General features: G+C 69.8%; 19 protein-coding genes. 12 read left to right on the top strand and 7 right to left on the bottom strand.

The window, feature by feature from the left end; genetic code table 11:
- Positions 1–9 precede the first annotated feature (9 nt).
- Complete coding sequence (locus CF165_RS20375) at positions 10–726, bottom strand: SDR family oxidoreductase (protein ID WP_093949125.1); 717 nt, start codon at positions 724–726, stop codon at positions 10–12.
- A gap of 129 nt (positions 727–855) precedes the next feature.
- Here CF165_RS20375 and CF165_RS20370 point away from each other — a divergent pair, with 129 nt between their 5' ends.
- Complete coding sequence (locus CF165_RS20370) at positions 856–1,797, top strand: AraC family transcriptional regulator (RefSeq protein WP_093949146.1); 942 nt, start codon at positions 856–858, stop codon at positions 1,795–1,797.
- Positions 1,798–1,934: 137 nt separating this feature from the next.
- Here CF165_RS20370 and CF165_RS20365 read toward each other — a convergent pair whose 3' ends face one another.
- Entirely contained in the window at positions 1,935–2,771 is an 837-nt protein-coding gene (locus CF165_RS20365) for a LysR family transcriptional regulator (RefSeq protein ID WP_093949124.1), read from the bottom strand.
- A gap of 96 nt (positions 2,772–2,867) precedes the next feature.
- On the opposite strand from CF165_RS20365, the gene CF165_RS20360 reads away from it, so the two are divergent.
- From CF165_RS20360 to CF165_RS20350, 4 genes are all read left to right on the top strand, one after another.
- The gene (locus CF165_RS20360; RefSeq protein WP_093949123.1) at positions 2,868–3,593 is read left to right on the top strand and encodes an SDR family oxidoreductase; all 726 of its coding nucleotides are present in this window, start codon (positions 2,868–2,870) and stop codon (positions 3,591–3,593) included.
- A 120-nt stretch (positions 3,594–3,713) separates the two neighbouring features.
- Positions 3,714–4,223, top strand: coding sequence for a hypothetical protein (locus CF165_RS52700; RefSeq protein ID WP_240521680.1), 510 nt, complete (start codon positions 3,714–3,716; stop codon positions 4,221–4,223).
- 41 nt (positions 4,224–4,264) lie between these two features.
- Positions 4,265–6,037 (top strand): autotransporter-associated beta strand repeat-containing protein, encoded by a 1,773-nt coding sequence (locus CF165_RS20355; RefSeq protein WP_240521679.1) that lies wholly within the window; start codon positions 4,265–4,267, stop codon positions 6,035–6,037.
- A 190-nt stretch (positions 6,038–6,227) separates the two neighbouring features.
- Entirely contained in the window at positions 6,228–7,736 is a 1,509-nt protein-coding gene (locus CF165_RS20350; RefSeq protein WP_093949122.1) for an alpha-L-arabinofuranosidase B, read from the top strand.
- Between the two features lie 91 nt (positions 7,737–7,827).
- Here the strand turns inward: CF165_RS20350 and CF165_RS20345 are convergent, their stop codons facing one another.
- Positions 7,828–8,490: a TetR/AcrR family transcriptional regulator gene (locus tag CF165_RS20345; RefSeq protein ID WP_093949121.1), complete on the bottom strand. Its 663-nt coding sequence runs from the start codon at positions 8,488–8,490 to the stop codon at positions 7,828–7,830.
- A 106-nt stretch (positions 8,491–8,596) separates the two neighbouring features.
- Between CF165_RS20345 and CF165_RS20340 the strand changes: the two genes are divergently transcribed.
- From CF165_RS20340 to CF165_RS20315, 6 genes are all read left to right on the top strand, one after another.
- Positions 8,597–9,514, top strand: coding sequence for an NADP-dependent oxidoreductase (locus CF165_RS20340; RefSeq protein WP_093949120.1), 918 nt, complete (start codon positions 8,597–8,599; stop codon positions 9,512–9,514).
- 100 nt (positions 9,515–9,614) lie between these two features.
- Positions 9,615–10,319, top strand: a complete 705-nt coding sequence (locus tag CF165_RS20335) for a flavodoxin family protein (protein WP_093949119.1) — start codon at positions 9,615–9,617, stop codon at positions 10,317–10,319.
- Positions 10,320–10,322: 3 nt separating this feature from the next.
- Positions 10,323–11,513 (top strand): cation:proton antiporter, encoded by a 1,191-nt coding sequence (locus CF165_RS20330; protein ID WP_093949118.1) that lies wholly within the window; start codon positions 10,323–10,325, stop codon positions 11,511–11,513.
- Between the two features lie 41 nt (positions 11,514–11,554).
- Positions 11,555–12,190, top strand: a complete 636-nt coding sequence (locus tag CF165_RS20325; protein ID WP_240521678.1) for an RNA polymerase sigma factor — start codon at positions 11,555–11,557, stop codon at positions 12,188–12,190.
- Complete coding sequence (locus CF165_RS20320; protein WP_093949116.1) at positions 12,187–12,417, top strand: anti-sigma factor family protein; 231 nt, start codon at positions 12,187–12,189, stop codon at positions 12,415–12,417. Before CF165_RS20325 ends, CF165_RS20320 begins: the two co-directional genes overlap by 4 nt.
- Positions 12,418–12,578: 161 nt before the next feature.
- On the top strand, positions 12,579–12,884 hold the full coding sequence (locus CF165_RS20315) for a class I SAM-dependent methyltransferase (protein ID WP_240521677.1): 306 nt from the start codon (positions 12,579–12,581) through the stop codon (positions 12,882–12,884).
- 52 nt (positions 12,885–12,936) lie between these two features.
- On the opposite strand, the gene CF165_RS20310 is transcribed toward CF165_RS20315, so the two are convergent.
- The 3 genes from CF165_RS20310 to CF165_RS20300 form a co-directional block, all read right to left on the bottom strand.
- Positions 12,937–13,887 carry a hypothetical protein gene (locus CF165_RS20310; protein WP_093949114.1) on the bottom strand — a complete coding sequence of 317 codons (951 nt, stop codon included), beginning with the start codon at positions 13,885–13,887 and terminating at the stop codon, positions 12,937–12,939.
- The gene (locus CF165_RS20305; RefSeq protein ID WP_158226802.1) at positions 13,884–14,924 is read right to left on the bottom strand and encodes a KAP family P-loop NTPase fold protein; all 1,041 of its coding nucleotides are present in this window, start codon (positions 14,922–14,924) and stop codon (positions 13,884–13,886) included. The genes CF165_RS20310 and CF165_RS20305 overlap by 4 nt, the downstream gene beginning before the upstream one ends.
- A 418-nt stretch (positions 14,925–15,342) precedes the next feature.
- Complete coding sequence (locus CF165_RS20300) at positions 15,343–15,810, bottom strand: glycogen operon protein GlgX (protein WP_093949112.1); 468 nt, start codon at positions 15,808–15,810, stop codon at positions 15,343–15,345.
- Between the two features lie 84 nt (positions 15,811–15,894).
- Between CF165_RS20300 and CF165_RS20295 the strand changes: the two genes are divergently transcribed.
- A complete protein-coding gene (locus tag CF165_RS20295; RefSeq protein ID WP_093949111.1) occupies positions 15,895–16,647 on the top strand; it encodes a TetR family transcriptional regulator in 753 nt (250 codons plus the stop codon).
- Positions 16,648–16,811: 164 nt separating this feature from the next.
- Here CF165_RS20295 and CF165_RS20290 read toward each other — a convergent pair whose 3' ends face one another.
- Positions 16,812–17,240: a hypothetical protein gene (locus tag CF165_RS20290; RefSeq protein WP_240521676.1), complete on the bottom strand. Its 429-nt coding sequence runs from the start codon at positions 17,238–17,240 to the stop codon at positions 16,812–16,814.
- Positions 17,241–17,392 lie beyond the last annotated feature (152 nt).

Genomic DNA, 17,392 nt, shown 5'->3' with positions numbered 1-17,392 from the left:
TCAACACCCTCAGGTGCGCGACAGGGTCTCCAGGACGAATCCCCGGGGTTCTCCGGAGAGCGCGGCTTTCGCGTCGGCGCCGAACCGGTCGGCGATGATTTCGACCGTGCCGGTTTCGATGCCGTCGAGGGCGGCCCGGACGATGTCGGCCGGGTCGTTCATCACCGCGTCGCCGGCGTGCGCCCGCATGGTTTCGGTTGCGGTGGGGCCGAAGACGAGACCGCTGACCAGCGTGCCCTGGCCGGCGAGCTCGAGCCGGACGCCGTTGGTCAGGCTCCACTCGGCGGCTTTGGCGACCGCGTAGGCGTTGTTGCCGTCGTAGCTGAGCCACGACAGGTTCGACAGGACGTTGAGGATCGCGCCGCCGCCGTTGGCGCCCAGCACGGGGGCGAACGCCCGGATCATGGCCAACGTGCCGTACAAGTGGACGTCGAGGGTCGCCCGGATCTTGGCCAGGTCGCCGTCGACGAGGTTGACCCCGTGGGAGACCCCGGCGTTGTTGATCAGCAGGGTGGCGTCGCCGGCCACGGCCGCGGCCGCTTCGACGGACGCCGGGTCGGTGACGTCCAGCGGCAGTGCCTCGACGCCGGGAAGGTCGACCAGTTCCGGACGGCGTGCCGCGGCGTAGACCTTGGCCGCGCCCCGCCGCAGCAGTTCCTCGGCGAAGTGCCGGCCGAGGTCCCGGTTGGCTCCGGTGACGAGTGCGGTGGCTCCGCGCAGGTGCATCGTTCCCTCTTTTCGCAATTGGGCTGTGCGGCCAACGTATGGGCGGGGCGAGCGGCATACGATGCCTGAGCGTGTCAGATACTTATCCGTCTGACTCACCCAGTGAGCGTGCTGAGTAGGGTGATGGTCGTGGACCTTCTCGGTGACGTGCTCGCGGTTTCCGGTGTCCGAGGCACTGTCGGTACCCGGATCGAGGCCGGCGGCAAGTGGGGGATGCGCCTGGACGACTACCCCGGCGCGGCGATGCACGCCATCACCTCCGGCAGCGCGTGGCTGATCGTGGACGGTGCCGAGCCGCGTGAGCTCACCACCGGCGACGTCGTGCTGCTGGAAGCCGGGACCGGGCACAGCCTCGGCAGCGAGCCCGGTGTCACGGCGCGGTCCTGCGACGCGGCGGCCGCCGCTCGTGCCCGCGAGTCCGGAGAGGTGATCACGCTCGGGACGGCGCCCGCGCGGACCCGCCTGGTCACCATCCACTACGACCACGACCCGGCGGTGCGCACCCAGGTGCTCGCCGCGCTGCCGCGGCTGGTCCACGTCGGTGCCGACGTCGGCGCGGCGTGCTTCGACGACGCGGTGCGGCTGCTCGGCCGCGAACTGGCCCACCCGCAGCCGGCGACGGCGGCCGTGTTGAACAGCCTCGCCGACGTCCTGCTGATCCAGGTCCTGCGGGCCTGGCTGGCCACCCGGCCCGCCGAGCAGCGCGGGACGTGGCTGGGCATGCTCGCCGACCCGGTGGTGCGCGAGGCACTCGAACGGATCCACCGTGAGCCGGCCCGGCCGTGGACGGCGACCAGCCTGGCGTCGGCGATCGCGGTGTCCCGCGCGACGCTCGCCCGCAAGTTCCCGGCGGCCATCGGGCAGAGCCCGGGCGCCTACCTGACGCAGTGGCGGATGGACCTCGCCGCGGTCCGGCTGCGCGACACCGACGACTCCGTCGACGCCGTGGCCACCGCGGTCGGCTATACCTCGGTTCCCGCGTTCAGCCGGGCTTTCAGCCGTACCCACGGCGACGCACCGGGCCGTTACCGCGCCCGAGCGCGCACGGGTCCGGGACGAACTCCGGCGTGAACGACGGGCGCCGACGCCTGACCGGCCGGGGTGGCCCAGTCTGCTCGACGTCCTCTCGCCGGCGCCCGGCGGCAGCGTGACCCGAACGGACATCGGAGGTCCTGGGAAGGGCCGCATCCGAGGTCGCGACACATGGCTCAGAGGCGGGTGGCCACGCGGACCAGGTCGGCGAGTGCCCGGGAGCGGCTGTGTGGCGGCCAGGCGATGACCGTCGTCACCGACGGTGCGTCCAGGACGGGCACGGCGGCCAGGCCTTCCTGCAGGTTCGCGCGGCTGGATTCGGGCATGACCACGGTGGTGCGGCCGAGCGCGATCAGCTGGAAGAGCTGGGTCAGGTTGCGGACTTCCGCGCCGGGGCCTTCGGGGTAGCGGCCGCCGGGGCCGGGCCAGCGGGCCAGGGGGAGGTCCGGCAGCGAGCCGACCTCCGCCAGCCGGACGTGGGACCGGACGGCGAGCGGATGCGAGCTGGGCACGATCGCGACCTGTCCCTCGGTGTGCAGGACTTCGGCGTCGAGTCCGGCCGTCGAGTCGAAGGGCAGGTGCAGCAGTGCCACGTCGGCCCGGCCGTCGTGCAGTGTCTTCTGGGGCTGGGATTCGCAGAGCAGCAGGTCGACGGCGGCCGCGCCCGGCTCGGCGGCGTACGCGTCGAGCAGCTTCGTCAACAGTCCGCGGGCGGCACCGGCCTTCGTGGCCAGGACGAGCGAGGGCCGGTTCGTGGCGGCCCGCTGGGTGAGCCGCTCGGCGGTGGCCAGCGCACCGAGGATCGCCCGGCCTTCGGTCAGCAGCACCGCCCCGGCTTCGGTGAGCGAGACCTTGCGGCTGGTGCGTTCCAGCAGCGCGACGCCGAGCCGTCGCTCGAGCCGGGCGATCGTCCGCGACAGCGGCGGCTGGGCGATGCCCAGCCGCTCGGCGGCCCGGCCGAAGTGCAGCTCCTCGGCGACGGCGACGAAGTACCGCAGCTCCCGCGTTTCCACCCGGTCAGGCTACCCGGCCGATCCATGTCGTTCGGGTATCGATGTGTGACCCAGGCAGTGTTGGTTCGCCGCCGGTTCCCCGCCACGATCGAGGGCATGAACGAACAGACGATCGCGCTGGTCACCGGGGCGAACAAGGGAATCGGGTACGAGATCGCGGCCGGGCTGGGCGCGCTGGGCTGGAGCGTCGGAATCGGTGCGCGGGACGAACAGCGCCGCGAGGAGGCCGTGGCCAAGCTGCGCGCGGCCGGCGTCGACGCGTTCGGGGTGCCGCTCGACGTGACCGACGACGCGAGCGTCACCGCCGCCGCTGCCCTGATCGAGGACCGGGCCGGACGGCTCGACGTGCTGGTCAACAACGCCGGTATCGCCGGGGCCTGGCCCGAGGCGCCGTCGGCCGTCACGCCGGAGAGCCTGCGGGCCGTGGTGGAGACCAACGTGATCGGCGTCGTCCGGGTGACCAACACGATGCTGCCGCTGCTGCGCCGCTCCGAACGCCCGCGGATCGTCAACCAGTCCAGCCACGTCGCGTCCCTGACCCTGCAGACGACCCCGGGCGTCGAGCTCGGCGGGATCAGCGGGACCTACGCGCCGTCGAAGACGTTCCTCAACGCGGTCACCGTCCAGTACGCCAAAGAGCTGGCCGGCACCGCCTTCAAGATCAACAGCGCGTGCCCCGGCTACGTCGCGACCGATCTCAACGGCTTCCGCGGAACCAGCACGCCCGCCGACGGCGCCGAGATCGCCGTCCGGCTCGCCACGCTGCCGGACGACGGACCGACCGGCGGCCTGTTCGACGACAGCGGGACGGTGTCCTGGTAAGCGCCGCCTTGCCCGGCAGCGAACCGGAGTACGGGCCCTGTTCGACAAGCTCGCCGCGCACGGCCGCTGCCCCGGCCGTGCGCGACTCGTTCGGCGCACATTCACGGGGTTGACAGGACCATGGCCGCCACGAACACTGAGCGCGAAAATGTTATCGCTAACATCTTGAGGTCGGGCGTGCGCGTTCAGCGTGGCGGTTGCTGGTTTTCGGTGGTGGTGACCGCGATCCTCCTCGCGGTCCTGGGTTCGCCGGGTGCGTTCGCGCAGTCCGGGGGCAGAGATGTCACCGCCGACGTTCTCGCGAACCGGGACGTGACGCTGAGCGGGGACACGGTCGTGCGGCTCACCGGCGGCGTCACCACCTACACGGGAGTGATCAGCGGTGAAGGCGTCTTCACCGTCGGGGGAACGGGCACCCTGGTGCTGGTGAAGGACAGTGACTTCACCTTGCCGGCCGAGCGCCGCCGGCAGAAGGTCGTCACGGTGGGCGGCAACCACCCGGTGACCACGATCGAAAACCCCGACCCGCCCGCCGTGATCGTGCAACGCGGTGCGACTCTCCAGTACGGGAGCGGATCGGGCGGAGACGGCGTAATCGGGCATTTCGTCCAGCGCCCGAGGTTTCGCTGAACACGCTCAACCACCAGATCGACGGGACCCTGGATCTCGCCGTGCACCGGGCGGTGACGCTGGGCGTGATCAGCGGGTCCGGGCTCGTCAAGCAACGGCGGAGCACCTGGCCCGGCATCGAGCTGCCGGGTACGCACCCGTTCTCGGGCACGCTGTACGTCGGCACCGGTGCGGACTTCGGCAGCCTGCACTACCTCACGGCGATGCCGCACGTGCGCAAGGTGGTCAACCAGGGGTCGTTCATCCACAATGCACCGGACGGCGAAGTGGCCACCGACGCCGCCGACATCTACTCGCAGTTCTACGGCAACGACATCAACTTCCACACCTGGGGTTCCGGAGTGGTGCGGATGTCGGGCGTGTACAGCTGGTCGGACAACGGGTCGGACACCGATCCCGCGCTGAGCGCCCCGTCCCGGAACTTCGCCACGGTGCCGCACAGCGACAACAAACGCGGCATCAACATCGAGGGCGCCACGGTCACGTGGGGCGACGGCACGAACAACCGGTTCTTCCTGCCGGGCAACGAAAAAACCGTCTACATCGACATGCACGCGGAACAGAACGGCACTCGCAGTCTGCTGACGTTCGACTACAACGGCCCGGTCACCCTCGACGCGCCCATCTCCGGTGGCCGGTACCACGACACGATGGCGGACGTCGGCCGCGGCGACGTCGTCGTCGCGGCGACTCGCGGCAATGCGGTCACCTTCACCGCGCCGCAGAACTACGACGGTGACACGACGATCGGTGACGGCGCGTCGCTGCGGTTGGGGGACGGCAGCCCGGAGGGCGACAGTGCGCTGCTGCCGACCGGCAAGATCGTCGACGACGGCGAGCTGATCGTGCAGAACGCGACCCGGGGTGCCGCACTGGGCCGGATCGGCGGCAAGGGCTCGGTGACCCAGGCCGGCCCGGCCACCACCACCCTGACCGGGGAGCTCGCCTACACGGGGAGGACCACGGTGAAGGCGGGCACACTCGTGGTCGACGGCGGCTCCCTGGCCGCGAGCACCGCGGTCGACCTGCCGGCAGCCGGGGCGACGCTGGACCTGACCCGGGCCGGCGACGGGACGGTCGCCAACCTCTCCGGCGCCGAGGGCGCCACGGTGGCGGCCGGACGTACGCTGACCGTCCGATCCACGGCCGCGACGACGTTCGGCGGCGCCCTGAACGCCTCTGACGGCGTCACCAAGACCGGGGCCGGAACATTCACCTTGACCGGCAAGCACACCACTCCGAAGAGCGTCTGGACCGTCCAGGAGGGAACGCTCGCGCTGGCCGGATCCGTCCAGGCGCGGCAGCTCGCGGTGCGGCCCACCGGCACGTTGCGGGCCGGCGGGACGGTGGAGGGTGCGCTGGACAACGCCGGGACGGTCGAGGCCACCGGCATGACCGTGCGCGGCTCCTACACCCAGCGCCCCGGCGCCCGCTTGACCAGCACCCGGATGAGCGTCACCGGCGCGGTGACGCTCGCGGGCACCTTCGCACCGGACCCGGCGCGGGGCCCCGGCGTGATCATCGACAACCAGGGAGCCGACGGGGTCAACGGGACCTTCGACGGACTGCCCGAGGGAGCGGCCGTCGGTGCGTTGCGGCTCACCTACCACGGTGGCGACGGCAACGACGTCGCCCTGGCGGGCGATTCCGGCGCAATCCGGCGTGACGGCAAAGTATCGCCGGCCGCGACCGTGTCGAGCTCCGGGCCGGTGTGGTGGTTCTCGGCAGCCGGCGCGCTGGTGCTGCTGATCGCCGTCGTGTTCGTGGTGCGCAGGGCACGTCGGCGGAGTGAGGAACGTCCAAAAGGGACATAACACTTCGCGTTCGCCACCGGGCCCGACTGGTGTCTTGACGCGCCGCCGGTGTTCGCCGATAGTGGTGACCAATCCGAACGCCGAGCGGAAGTCTCTCGCCCCTTGAACTGTTAGCGCTAACATTGGCCATCGATGAACAAGGGGGTTCATGGTGTCTGCGCTGCCCGTGTTTCGCCGACTGCGCCGCGGAATGACTGTTTCCTCGGCCGTGGTGGCGCTCGCTTTGCCCGCTCTGGTCGCCTTGGGGGGTACATCGCAGGCCGCCGCGCAAGGACCCTGCGACATCTACGCCGCGGGCGGCACGCCGTGCGTCGCGGCGCACAGCACCACCCGCGCGTTGTTCGCCTCCTACAACGGACCGCTCTACCAGGTGCAGCGCACTTCGGACAGTGCCGTGCGGGACATCGGGGTGCTGTCGGCCGGAGGTGTCGCCGACGCCGCGGCGCAGGACACGTTCTGCGCCGGCACCGGCTGCACCATCACCCGCGTCTACGACCAGACCGGCAGCAGCGGAAACACGCTGGTCTACCAGGGACCCGGGGGCACCGGCGGCGCGGACGCCGCAGCTGTCGCGACCACCGAGGCGGTGACCGTCGCGGGCCACAAGGCGTACGCGCTGTACATCAATCCCGGCAACAGCTACTTCGCCGGCGGCTCCGGGGTGCCGATCGGCAGCTCGCCGGAAGGCGAGTACATGGTCACCAGCGGGACGCACGTCAACAACGGCTGCTGCTTCGACTACGGCAACACCGAAACCGACCATCGTGCCGACGGCAACGGCGCGATGGACGCGATCAACTTCGGCACGGAATGCTGGTTCGGCGGGTGCGGCGGAACCGGGCCGTGGGTGCAGGCGGATCTCGAGAACGGCCTGTTCTCCGGCGGCAGCAAGGCGTGGAACCCCAGCCAGGTCGCCCAAACGAGCCACTTCGTCACCGCGATGCTGAAGAACAACGGCACCACTCAGATGGCACTGCAGGGTGCCAACGCCCAGTCCGGGAGCTTGACCAAGTTCTACGGCGGCGCGCTGCCCAGCGGCTACAACCCGATGCACAAGCAGGGCGCGATCATCCTCGGCAGCGGCGGCGACTGCTGCCAGACCAACCGGAACGCCAGCGCGGGCACCTTCTACGAAGGCGTCATGGTCAAGGGCTACCCCTCCGACGCCACCGACGCAGCGGTCCAGGCCAACATCGCGGCAGCCGGCTACACCACCGGCACCCCCTTCACCCCGGGTGCGAAGGTCTCGCTGCAGGCCACCACTTCCTGCTGTACCAACGAATACCTGCGGCACGACACGAGTGACGACAAGGTCGTGATCGCGCCGGTGACCACGGGCAGTTCGCCGGCCGACAAGGCGGCCGCCACCTGGATCGTCCGGCCCGGCCTGGCCGACAGCACCTGCATCTCCTTCGAGTCGGCCGACGTGGCGGGCAGCTACCTCAGGCATTACGCGTTCCAGCTCCACCTCGATCCGCAGGGCGGGACCACCCAGTTCGCCGCGGACGCCACCTTCTGCCCGCAGCCGGGGAACAGCGGCACCGGTTACTCGTTCCCGTCGTTCAACTACCCGGCCAAGTACATCCGCCACTACAACTACACCGGCTACGTAGCCGGCAACGGCGGCAGCAACTCCTGGGACGCCACCGCGTCGTGGGCCCAGGACACCAGCTGGCTCATCGCGTCGCCCTGGGGTTGACGAGAGTCCGGGACACGCTGAGCGCCACCAGCCGCGAGCACGGCTTTCCCGCAGCGTCGCGGGGGAGCCGTGCTCGTTTCCATGATCGGCGTCAGCCGGCCCGGCCTGGCACCAGCCCTCCGGCTTCGCCGGACACCGCGAATGTCCGTACGTGGTCGATGGCTGCCTGCAGGGCGTCTTTCAGCGGGGCGATGTCGCCGGCGACCTGGGCGAGGAGCATGCCGCCCTGGAAGGCGGAGAGCAGGAGATGGGCCAGCCGGGTGGGATCCGCCTCGGCGCTGAGACGGCCGAGCCGCTGCATCCGTTCGAGTCCGTCCCGGAAGATGTTTCTCCACTGCTGGAACGCGTTCGCGAGTTCGGTGCGAACGTCCAGGTCGGTCTTGATGATCTCGGCGGCGAGCGAGCCGAGGCTGCAGCCTGCCTGGTGGGAGCGCTCGTAGGCGATGTAGTGGTCCGCCCAGTCCCGAAGCGAGCCGAGGCTGTCGAAGTGGGTGAACCGCTCACTGCGGTGGAAGGTGAGGACGCGCTCGGCCTGCCACTCGATGACCGCGAGGACCAGGCTCTCCTTGGTCGGGAAGTAGTGGTTGAGCTGTGAGCCGCTGATGCCTGCGGCGCGACGGAGCTGCTCGTTGTTCGTCGCGTGGACGCCGTGGGTGTAGATCAGCTCCGCGGCGTGCTCGAGGATGCGGGCTCGGGTCGCCTGCCCCTTGCTCGTGAGCTTCTGCGGCGCGGGCGCTTCCGACGTGGCTTCCATGCCGCACACCCTAGCGCAGAGTGGGCTTGACAGCCCATATTGGCGTGGTGTTGACTGCCATTAGTGGGCTGGCAAGCCCAAAATGTCGACGGTACGGAGGCGCCCCATGAAAGCGATAGTCGCGACGGATCAGGCCGCGGAAGCAGCCGGGATCACCCTCGCAGAGCGGCCTGAGCCGACGCCGGCGATCAACGACGTCGTCGTCGAGGTCCATGCGTCGGGCTTCGTCCCCGCGGAGTGGGAGTGGCCCTCGACGTGGGCCGATCGCTCCGGTCACGATCGAGCCCCGGCGATCATCGGCCACGAGTTCGCCGGAGTGGTCTCCTCCCTCGGCTACGGCACGACGGGTCTCTCGCTGGGACAGCGGGTGTTCGGGATCACCGACTGGCACCGCGACGGAACCCTGGCCGAGTACGCGGCCGTGGAGGCACGCAACCTCGCGCCGCTGCCGGGGAACGTGGACTTCACAGTGGGTGCGAGCCTGCCGATCTCCGGCCTGACCGCGTGGCAGGGCCTGTTCCAGCACGGCCGCCTGCGGGCGGGGCAGAGCGTCCTCGCGCATGGTGCCGCCGGCGCGGTCGGCTCCGTGGTGACGCAGCTCGCCCGGGAGTTCGGCGCCCACGTCATCGGTACCGGGCGGGCGGCGGACCGTCAGGCGGCGCTCGACTTCGGCGCGAACGAGTTCCTCGACCTCGACCACGACGATCTCGGCGACATCGGCGGGGTCGACCTGGTCTTCGATGTCATCGGCGGTGACGTCCAACGGCGCTCGGCGAGCATCATCCGGCCGGGCGGGACGCTGGTGTCGGTGGTCGGGCCGGTCGAGACGCGCCCGGTCGACGGCCTCGCGATCGACTTCGTCGTCGAGTCCGTCCCGAGCCAGCTGGTGGAGATCGTCGACCGGGTGCGGGACGGGCGTCTTCGCACGCACATCGGAACCGTCGTGACCCTCGACGACGCCGTTCCCGCGCTCAACCCGACCGAGCGGCGCAAGGGCAAGACCGTCATTCGCGTGCGTTCCTGACCGGTTCTGGTCGCGTGGTTACCGGCCTTCGTGTAACGCCGGGGCGGGTTGCGGGCACTGACCGGCGGGGTTCATCCACCAGCCCGAAGGAGCCTGACCCATGCCGAGCTACGACGACCTGCGCGCGCTGTTCGTGAATTGCACGCTCAAGCGCTCGCCCGAGCGCAGCAACACCGAAGGCCTGATCGACCTCAGCCGCCGCATCATGGAGAAGAACGGCGTCGAGGTCGACGTGGTGCGCGCGATCGACCACGACATCGCCACCGGCGTCTGGCCCGACATGACCGAGCACGGCTGGGCGAGCGACGAATGGCCGTCGCTTTACGAACGCGTCATGGCGGCGGACATCCTGGTGGTCGCGGGGCCGATCTGGCTGGGGGACAACAGTTCCGTCACCAAGCTGGTCATCGAACGGCTCTACGCCTGCTCGCACCTGCTCAACGACGCCGGCCAGTACGCCTACTACGGCCGGGTCGGCGGCTGTCTCATCACCGGCAACGAAGACGGCGTCAAGCACTGCGCCATGAATGTCCTCTACAGTCTCCAGCACCTCGGCTACACCATTCCGCCCCAGGCGGACGCGGGCTGGATCGGCGAAGCCGGCCCGGGACCGTCCTACCTGGACCCGGGGTCGGGCGGCCCGGAGAACGACTTCACCAACCGCAACACCACGTTCATGACGTGGAACCTGATGCACCTCGCGAGGATGCTGAAGGATGCGGGCGGGATCCCGGTGCACGGCAACCAGCGCAGCGAATGGGACGCCGGCTGCCGGTTCGACTTCGCCAACCCCGAATACCGCTGAGCCATGCCCGGCGTCGGCTTCGTCAACCTGTTCGCCGTGGCGGCGATCGCTCTCGCCGCGCCGCTGCTGCTGGGCCTCGTGCCGAAGTTGCGGGTGCCGGCCGTGGTGCTGGAGATCGTCGCCGGCATCGCGCTCGGGCCGTCCGGGCTGGGCTGGATCGAGCCGGACCTGCCGGTGCAGATCGTCGCCCTGCTCGGGCTGGCGTTCCTGCTCTTCCTGGCCGGGCTCGAGATCGACGTCCACCGGCTGCGCGGGCGGGCGCTGCGGGTGGCGTTGCTGGGGTACGTCCTGACCCTGGCGCTCGGGCTCGCCGCGGGGGCGGGGTTCGCCACCGCCGGATGGGTGCACAGCCCGCTGCTGGTCGCGGTGGCGCTGTCGGCGACGTCGCTCGGCCTGGTGGTGCCGGTGCTCAAGGACGCCGGACAGGCCGAGGGTGGCCTCGGGCAGGCGGTCATCGCCGCCTGCTCGGTGGCCGATTTCGCCGCCGTGCTGCTGGTGTCGCTGCTGTTCTCGGCGTCCGGCGGCAGCACCGGTGCGCGGCTGGTGCTGCTCGCCGCGTTCGTGGGTCTGGTCGTGGTCACCGCGGTCGTGGTCGCGCTGGCCGGCCGGTCGCGGCGGCTCGGCGCCACACTGACCCGGTTGCAGGACACCACGGCCGAGATCCGCGTCCGCGCGGCCGTGGTGCTGCTGGTCGCGTTCGTCGCCCTGGCCGAGGCGTTCGGGCTCGAGAGCATCCTCGGCGCGTTCCTCGCGGGCGCGGTCGTCGGCCTGCTCGACCGCGACTCGGCGTCGCACCCCCGGTTCCGCGTCAAGCTGGACGCGATCGGGTACGGCTTCCTGGTCCCGGTCTTCTTCGTCACCAGCGGCTTGCGGCTCGACCTCTCCGGCCTGCTCGCCGACGTGGGCGCGCTCGCTCGCGTCCCGCTGTTCCTGGCGGCGCTGCTGCTCGCGCGTGGCCTTCCAGCGTTGCTGTTCGCGCGTGAGTTCGGGACGCGAAGGGCGATCGCGGCCGGCCTTCTGCAGGCGACGTCGCTGCCGTTCCTGGTCACCGCGACCCAGATCGGGGTCCTGACCGGCCTGATGACCCCGGTGACCGCGGCCGCACTCGTCTGCGCCGGTTTGCTGTCGGTGCTGCTGTTCCCGGCCGGTGCGCTGGCGTTGCTGCGGGCGCCGGACCCGGTGGCCGTAAGGTGACCGTCACCCTTTTCCGCAGCCGCCGCGGCTACGCTCGGGCGGTGACGAAACTGCCTCCGGACGACGAGCTGGTCGCGGCCCTGCGCGCCGGTGACGGCGCGGCGTTCGCGAAGGTGCTTGACGCCTGGTCGTCGTCGATGCTGCGGCTGGCCCGGTCCTTCGTCTCGACGCACGCCACGGCCGAGGAGGTCGTGCAGGACACCTGGCTCGCGGTCGTGAAAGGACTGGCCGCCTTCGAAGGAAGGTCGTCGTTCAAGACCTGGGTGTACCGCATCCTGGTCAACACGGCCAAGAAACGCGGCGCACACGAAAAGCGCAGCGTCCCGTGGACCAGCCTGCTGCCCGGCGACGAGGACCACGGCCCGACGGTGGACCCCAGCCGGTTCCAGGGACCCGGCGGCGCTTACCCTGGCCACTGGCGGGAAGCCCCCGAGCCGTGGGCGTCGCCGGAGAGAACCGCACTGGCACTGGAAATCCGCGAGGTGATCACCGGCGTGCTGGACGAGTTGCCTGCCCGGCAGCGGGCCGTTATCAGCCTGCGCGACGTCGGCGACCACACGGCCGAGGAGGTCTGCGAAATCCTGCAGATCTCCGCGGCCAACCAGCGGGTGCTGCTGCACCGCGCCCGCGCGGTCGTCCGCGAGCGGCTGGCCGGGTACCTGGGGGCGGCGGGATGAACTGCGACGAGTTCGTCGAGCTGGTCACGGCGTTCCTCGACGGCGCGCTCGACCCCGCGGCCGAAGAACGGTTCATCGAGCACCTGGCCCTGTGCGAAGGCTGCGAACGCTACCTGGAGCAATTCCGCACCACCATCGCGGAGCTGGGGGAGCTTCCGCCGGAGCCGCTGTCGCCCGCCGTGCGCACGGACCTGCTGGACGCCTTCCGCGACTGGCACCGAGGCTGAGCGGATCGGGCGCTCGGGGACGACTCGGCAATCCGGCGTCGCCGGTAAATGGCACGGCAATGTGTGACACCCGTTAGAGTTCTCGAGGTGACTTCCGATGATGTCGCCGAGGCAAGCGCATTCTGGACTGCCGTGACGGACGCAAGGATGTCCTGCTTCCGTTGCGCACCCGCTGGTTCGACGATGCGGTCACCGCGGCGTCGGCGGCCGGGGTCGGTCAACTCGTCGAGCTCGGCTCAGGATTGGACACCCGGCCGTACCGGCTCGGCCCGGTCGACGTCGGCGCGCGATTCGTGCCGGAGGATCTGCCGTCGCTCCTGCGCGCGTGCGGTTGGATCGAGCGCGAGCACACGACGATCGCCGGACCGGCACGCGCCTACGGGCGAATGCCGAACCGGCCGACACCCGGTGAGACGCCGGCCGGTTACACGTATCTGCTCGCAGTCGCTGATCGTCGTCGTTCCTGACCGATTCGGTCGCGCCCAGGGGGCAAGATACGGCGGCGCCTTTTGGCTCCCGCTACCCGCTGGTCGCCTGACCGGCGTCGTAACGGACCAGCCGGTCCAGCACCTCGCTCAGCCGGACGTCACTGCGTATTTGCCGGACCATGTCGTCCGAGGCGATGGTCCCGGGCGCCCATTTGTCGAGAATGACCTGCACCTCGTCCTGTGTCGGCGCGTTTTCCAAGTGGACCATGCACTCCGGATGCGCCGTCAGTACCGCGCCGAGAGCCGGCCACTGCTCGGAAAACTGGACCCATTTTCCCAAGTGCTGTCGGGTGATGTCCGTGTTTTGGAAAAGTCCACGCTGTTCGGCGATGGCCATGGCCAAGGACAAGTGGTTGACCATCCGTTTCGCCGTGCGCGGATTGGTGGGCAGGCTCAGCAGATATTGCCGCATCTCCACCTCGACCTCCTCCCGCGCTCGCCGGTATCGGTAGTCGAGCCGGGCATCGAAGTCCACGGAGGACACTTCGGTGTCCGTGGCCGGTTCGGTTTCCGTCAGTACCGCGTCGGCCGCCGTTTGGGACAACATTTCGCGGGCGTGGACGTTGCCGGCTTCACGAAGCCCGACGAGGATGAATTCGGACAGAAAAGCCAGTCCTCCCGCCGCGATGCCGACACTCAATGCCTGTCCGACCGTGCCGGGGCCGGTCAACTTCCAGACCAGGTTGAAGGCGACCGAGGGTGCCCCGACGTAGAGTAGTGTGCGGAAGGCCCATCCGATGGTGTACGACGAGGTCGACTCCGCCGCAACACGGATTGTGAGGCGGTACAACACATTGATCAGCACGGCAACAACGGGCGTGAACCACGCACTCCAAGTCGCATCGAGGCCGAGCGCGGAGGATATCGCGAGCGCGATCCCGGATACGAGTGCCGTGGTGAACGCCCGCTCGAAGGCTGCCCGCCACACGGGTTCCCTGTCGATTGTTTTCAGGGCCGTCACCACTGCGTCGATCGAATTCACAGCGCACCTCCGGGCGGAGGGTTGTCAAACAGACGCTGGACCGATTCGGGGCTCAGGGGCGGGAGGTTGAAGCGCATGTTGATCAGCTTGTCGAGGTAGCGCTGGCCGAGGACGGCCGCCGGCAGGTCCGTGTCCTGGTACCGGGCGGCCGCCGCGGCGGCGATGGGGGCCAGGTCGGAGATCATGACCACGATCACGCCGTCGTGGTCGAGGAGCTGGCTGACGACCTCGCACACACCCAATGCCTTGTCCTCGGGACAACGCTCCAGGTCATCAATGAAGATCACCAGCCGGCGGTTCAATTTACCGGTGCGGCGCTGCCGTAGCGCCTGGCGCACCAGATCATGCAGGTGCGCGCGCACCTCGGCCATCGAGCCCTTGGCCGCGGCTTCCCGCGGCGTCTCCAGGTAGGCGCCGAGCGCGCCGCTCGCCTTGAACGCCCGCACGGCCAGCGCAAGCAGGGTGGAACCGCCGGCCAGCAGCACCACCGGGTTGGTGGCGTCTCCGGGCAGCGCACCGATCGGGCCGAGCTTCTCGCGGAGCGCCGGGACCAGCCAGGCCACCGCGAGCAGCACCGCGGCGGTCAAGGCGGCACCGGCGACGCCCTGCCAGATCCGCCGCCACCACCGGCGGGTGGGGCCGAGCATGGCGGCGGGCAGTGGCTGCAGCAGGCGCCACCAAATCGGCCGTTCGGGTGCCAGGATCCGGGCCACATGGGCAGCGAGGGCGACTCCCACATTGGCCGCGTCGGCGTGGTGCCAGGCATTGAACCAGCAGGTCAGCGGGGCTTCGAACCACCGGCCCTGCCAGTTTTCCTTCACCTGCAGCCGGTCGTCGATCAGCCGGGCGAGCGAGGTCTTGCCCGAACCCCACGGCCCGCTGATCGCCACGGTCATCGGTGTCGGAGCGGCCTTGTCGAGGAAGAACGCGGTGAACACGCCGGCGTACGCCGTGAAGCCCAACTGATCCTGCGCCGCGCGGGTGACCGGCTGGTCTGACATCATGGCCAGCCGCGGCCGCGGCGGATCGACTGCCATCCTCTGCATCGCCTCCGGAACTTCGACCCTCAGGTGCGAATTGCCACCAGCATCCGGCAGTGGCCGGATGGTCCGTTGATCAGGTTCCCCCACCTCCGCGTAGGTAGTCGCCCATGACCAGCGAAACGTAACGACACTGCCCCCACAGGCGAAACCGACCGCCGTCGGCTCGCACTTCAGCCGACAAGAACGTCATGACCCGCAACGGCTAGAGGGCCAGGAGGACGCGGCCGAACGGGCCGCCCTCGGCGAGGTGGCGTTGCGCTTGCGCCGCCTGCTCCAACGGGAACACGCGGTCGACCAGGGGCGTGATCTGCGGCGTTGATCTACTCTGGGGTGAACAACGCGAACCGGAAGGCCCTGGATTGACCGCGGCGTTGCCCCGAGCCGGCGACCACGGCCTGGGCGCCTCCGGCGGTTACTGCTGGTGGATGCCGGCGAGCACGGCGTCCAGGCTCGGGAGCCACCTCCGCTGGGGATCCGGCGCGACAAGCCACTCCGTTCCCGGCGCGCCGCGTCGTGGATCGAGGGGCAGGGGGAGCAGGGCACCCCACGCGAGCACTTCGACGGTCCGGGGGAGCGCCGATTGCGGAGGAATGAGGCCGTCGGTTTCCGCCAGGATCGCGACCCGCTGTCCCTGTGGTGTCGGCGTGACCACGGCCGGACCAGGGCAACCGATGGCGGCGAGCCGCGCCAGCACCGGCGCGGCGCTCATCTTGGGAAGCGTCGCGGCGCAGATCCCGTTCTCGAGAGACAGGAACGGGTGGCTTCCGCGCCACTTCACCGACCAGCCGAAGAGCTGCCGGTACACGGCGTCGGCCCGGTCGCGGGGCGAGACCGGCGGCGTGAAGGACTCAGTCGGCTGCAGTTGCTGGTCGAGCGACATCGTCGACGCCTTCCGCTCGGGGGCGAGAAGGCCAGGTTAGCGGCACTGAGTGCCACTAAGCAACCCGGCTGCTACTTTCCCGTCATGACCGATGCACCGCGCCGCGTGCCCACCACCAGGGCCGGAGCGACACCTGCGGGCCGGCGGCGGCTGCGGCGCGCGCTCGCCGCCGCGGCCGTGGAGCTGTTCGTGGCGAACGGCTACGAGGCCACGACGGTGGACGAGATCGCGGCCGCGGCCGGCGTCGGCCGCCGCACGTTCTTCCGGTACTTCGAGACCAAGGACGACGTGCTCTTCGCCAACCACGACGAAATCGTGGCCGAGATGGAAGAGGTGTTCGCCACCGCGGACCCGGGGCGCGAGCCGGTGGAGGTGGCGTGTGCCGCGGTCGGGCTGGTCTTGGACTCCTATGCCGACGACCTCGAGGTGTCGCTCGAGCGCTTCGCCTTGACCCGTGCCGTGCCCGCCCTGCGGGACAAGGAAGTCGCGACCGTCGACCGTTATCAGCGCGTACTCGCGCGTTACCTGCAGGCGCGGTTCGAGGGGCAGGGCGACGAGGCGGCGAGCTTGCGTGCGGCCGTCATCGCCGCGGCGATCGCCGCGGCCAACAACCACGTGCTCCGCCGCTGGCTGCGCAGCGGCGGGAAGGGTGACATCAAGGCCGACGCGGCCGAGGCTTTCGCTCTGGTCGTCGACGCCTTCCGGTCGCGGACCGCAGCGGCGGCCGGCGACGTCGCCACGGTGGTCGCCGTGATGACCACGGCGACTCCGCTGCAGCAAGTCCTCGCCGAAGTCCGCGCCGCACTCGGCGACGGCGGCGAGCGGCCCGCTTCCTGACAGGGTGGCACTGAGTGCCATTCGCGCCACCAGCGCGGACGGCCCGGTCGGGATCCAACGACCGGGCCGTCCGAACAGGATCACCGAAGCGAGTTCGGCTTCGGCCGCACTACACCCCTGGTCCGACAGGCTTAGGCTCAGCACTAAGCCAGGACGCAAGAAACCTAGTGATCGTTGAGGTAAGAGTGGGTGCTGTCGTGCTGAAAGTCCGGACCCAGGTAGACCGTGACGCCGATGCTCGAGCCTTCCGGGAGGTTGTGCGAGCCGCCATCAGAAGCCCTGGCCGTGGCGCAAGATCCCAATCCACCGGAAGCAACGAGCGTGTAACGTTCGGACCAGGTGTTCGGAGTCTGCTCGACGGAGATCTTGACCCGGGCAGAGAGTCCGTCGGCCGCCGTGTCGCAGACGGACACGACGTCGCCGTTCTCTTCAACGTAGACAGTGCCACCCTTGTTGGCGTCCGTGGTGGTCCACGTGTGGTCCCAGCTGCCGCCGGGAGGGTCCACAGTGGCCGACGCCGACGTCGCGGTCATGAGTATCCCGCCGGCGACGAAACCGGTCGTCGCGACCAAGGCCGCGATCTTGTTGCGCATCGTATGACTCCCATTGTTTTACTCGCACAGGGAAATCTGGCGAGCGGTCTTTGATTTACATTATCCGCTGCAGCTGAGCGATCCGGATCGTTACCGAGTTTCGCCGGTAGCTGCGCCGAGTACGTTTCCCCTGATTTTCGTCAGCGGTGGCA

Origin of the sequence: Amycolatopsis vastitatis (assembly GCF_002234595.1) — a bacterium.
In the GTDB taxonomy this organism is placed as follows: Bacteria; Actinomycetota; Actinomycetes; order Mycobacteriales; family Pseudonocardiaceae; genus Amycolatopsis; species Amycolatopsis vastitatis.
Note: the sequence above shows the minus strand (reverse complement) of the source record. Positions and strands in the feature narration are given on the sequence as shown.

Coding starts and splice junctions, on each gene's coding strand:
- CF165_RS20375 (WP_093949125.1), bottom strand. CDS start 726: ATGCACCTGCGCGGAGCCACCGCACTCGTCACCGGAGCCAACCGGGAC.
- CF165_RS20360 (WP_093949123.1), top strand. CDS start 2,868: ATGAACGAACAGACGATCGCGCTGGTCACCGGGGCGAACAAGGGAATC.
- CF165_RS52700 (WP_240521680.1), top strand. CDS start 3,714: ATGGCCGCCACGAACACTGAGCGCGAAAATGTTATCGCTAACATCTTG.
- CF165_RS20350 (WP_093949122.1), top strand. CDS start 6,228: ATGACTGTTTCCTCGGCCGTGGTGGCGCTCGCTTTGCCCGCTCTGGTC.
- CF165_RS20345 (WP_093949121.1), bottom strand. CDS start 8,490: ATGGAAGCCACGTCGGAAGCGCCCGCGCCGCAGAAGCTCACGAGCAAG.
- CF165_RS20340 (WP_093949120.1), top strand. CDS start 8,597: ATGAAAGCGATAGTCGCGACGGATCAGGCCGCGGAAGCAGCCGGGATC.
- CF165_RS20335 (WP_093949119.1), top strand. CDS start 9,615: ATGCCGAGCTACGACGACCTGCGCGCGCTGTTCGTGAATTGCACGCTC.
- CF165_RS20330 (WP_093949118.1), top strand. CDS start 10,323: ATGCCCGGCGTCGGCTTCGTCAACCTGTTCGCCGTGGCGGCGATCGCT.
- CF165_RS20320 (WP_093949116.1), top strand. CDS start 12,187: ATGAACTGCGACGAGTTCGTCGAGCTGGTCACGGCGTTCCTCGACGGC.
- CF165_RS20305 (WP_158226802.1), bottom strand. CDS start 14,924: ATGGCAGTCGATCCGCCGCGGCCGCGGCTGGCCATGATGTCAGACCAG.
- CF165_RS20300 (WP_093949112.1), bottom strand. CDS start 15,810: ATGTCGCTCGACCAGCAACTGCAGCCGACTGAGTCCTTCACGCCGCCG.
- CF165_RS20295 (WP_093949111.1), top strand. CDS start 15,895: ATGACCGATGCACCGCGCCGCGTGCCCACCACCAGGGCCGGAGCGACA.
- CF165_RS20290 (WP_240521676.1), bottom strand. CDS start 17,240: ATGCGCAACAAGATCGCGGCCTTGGTCGCGACGACCGGTTTCGTCGCC.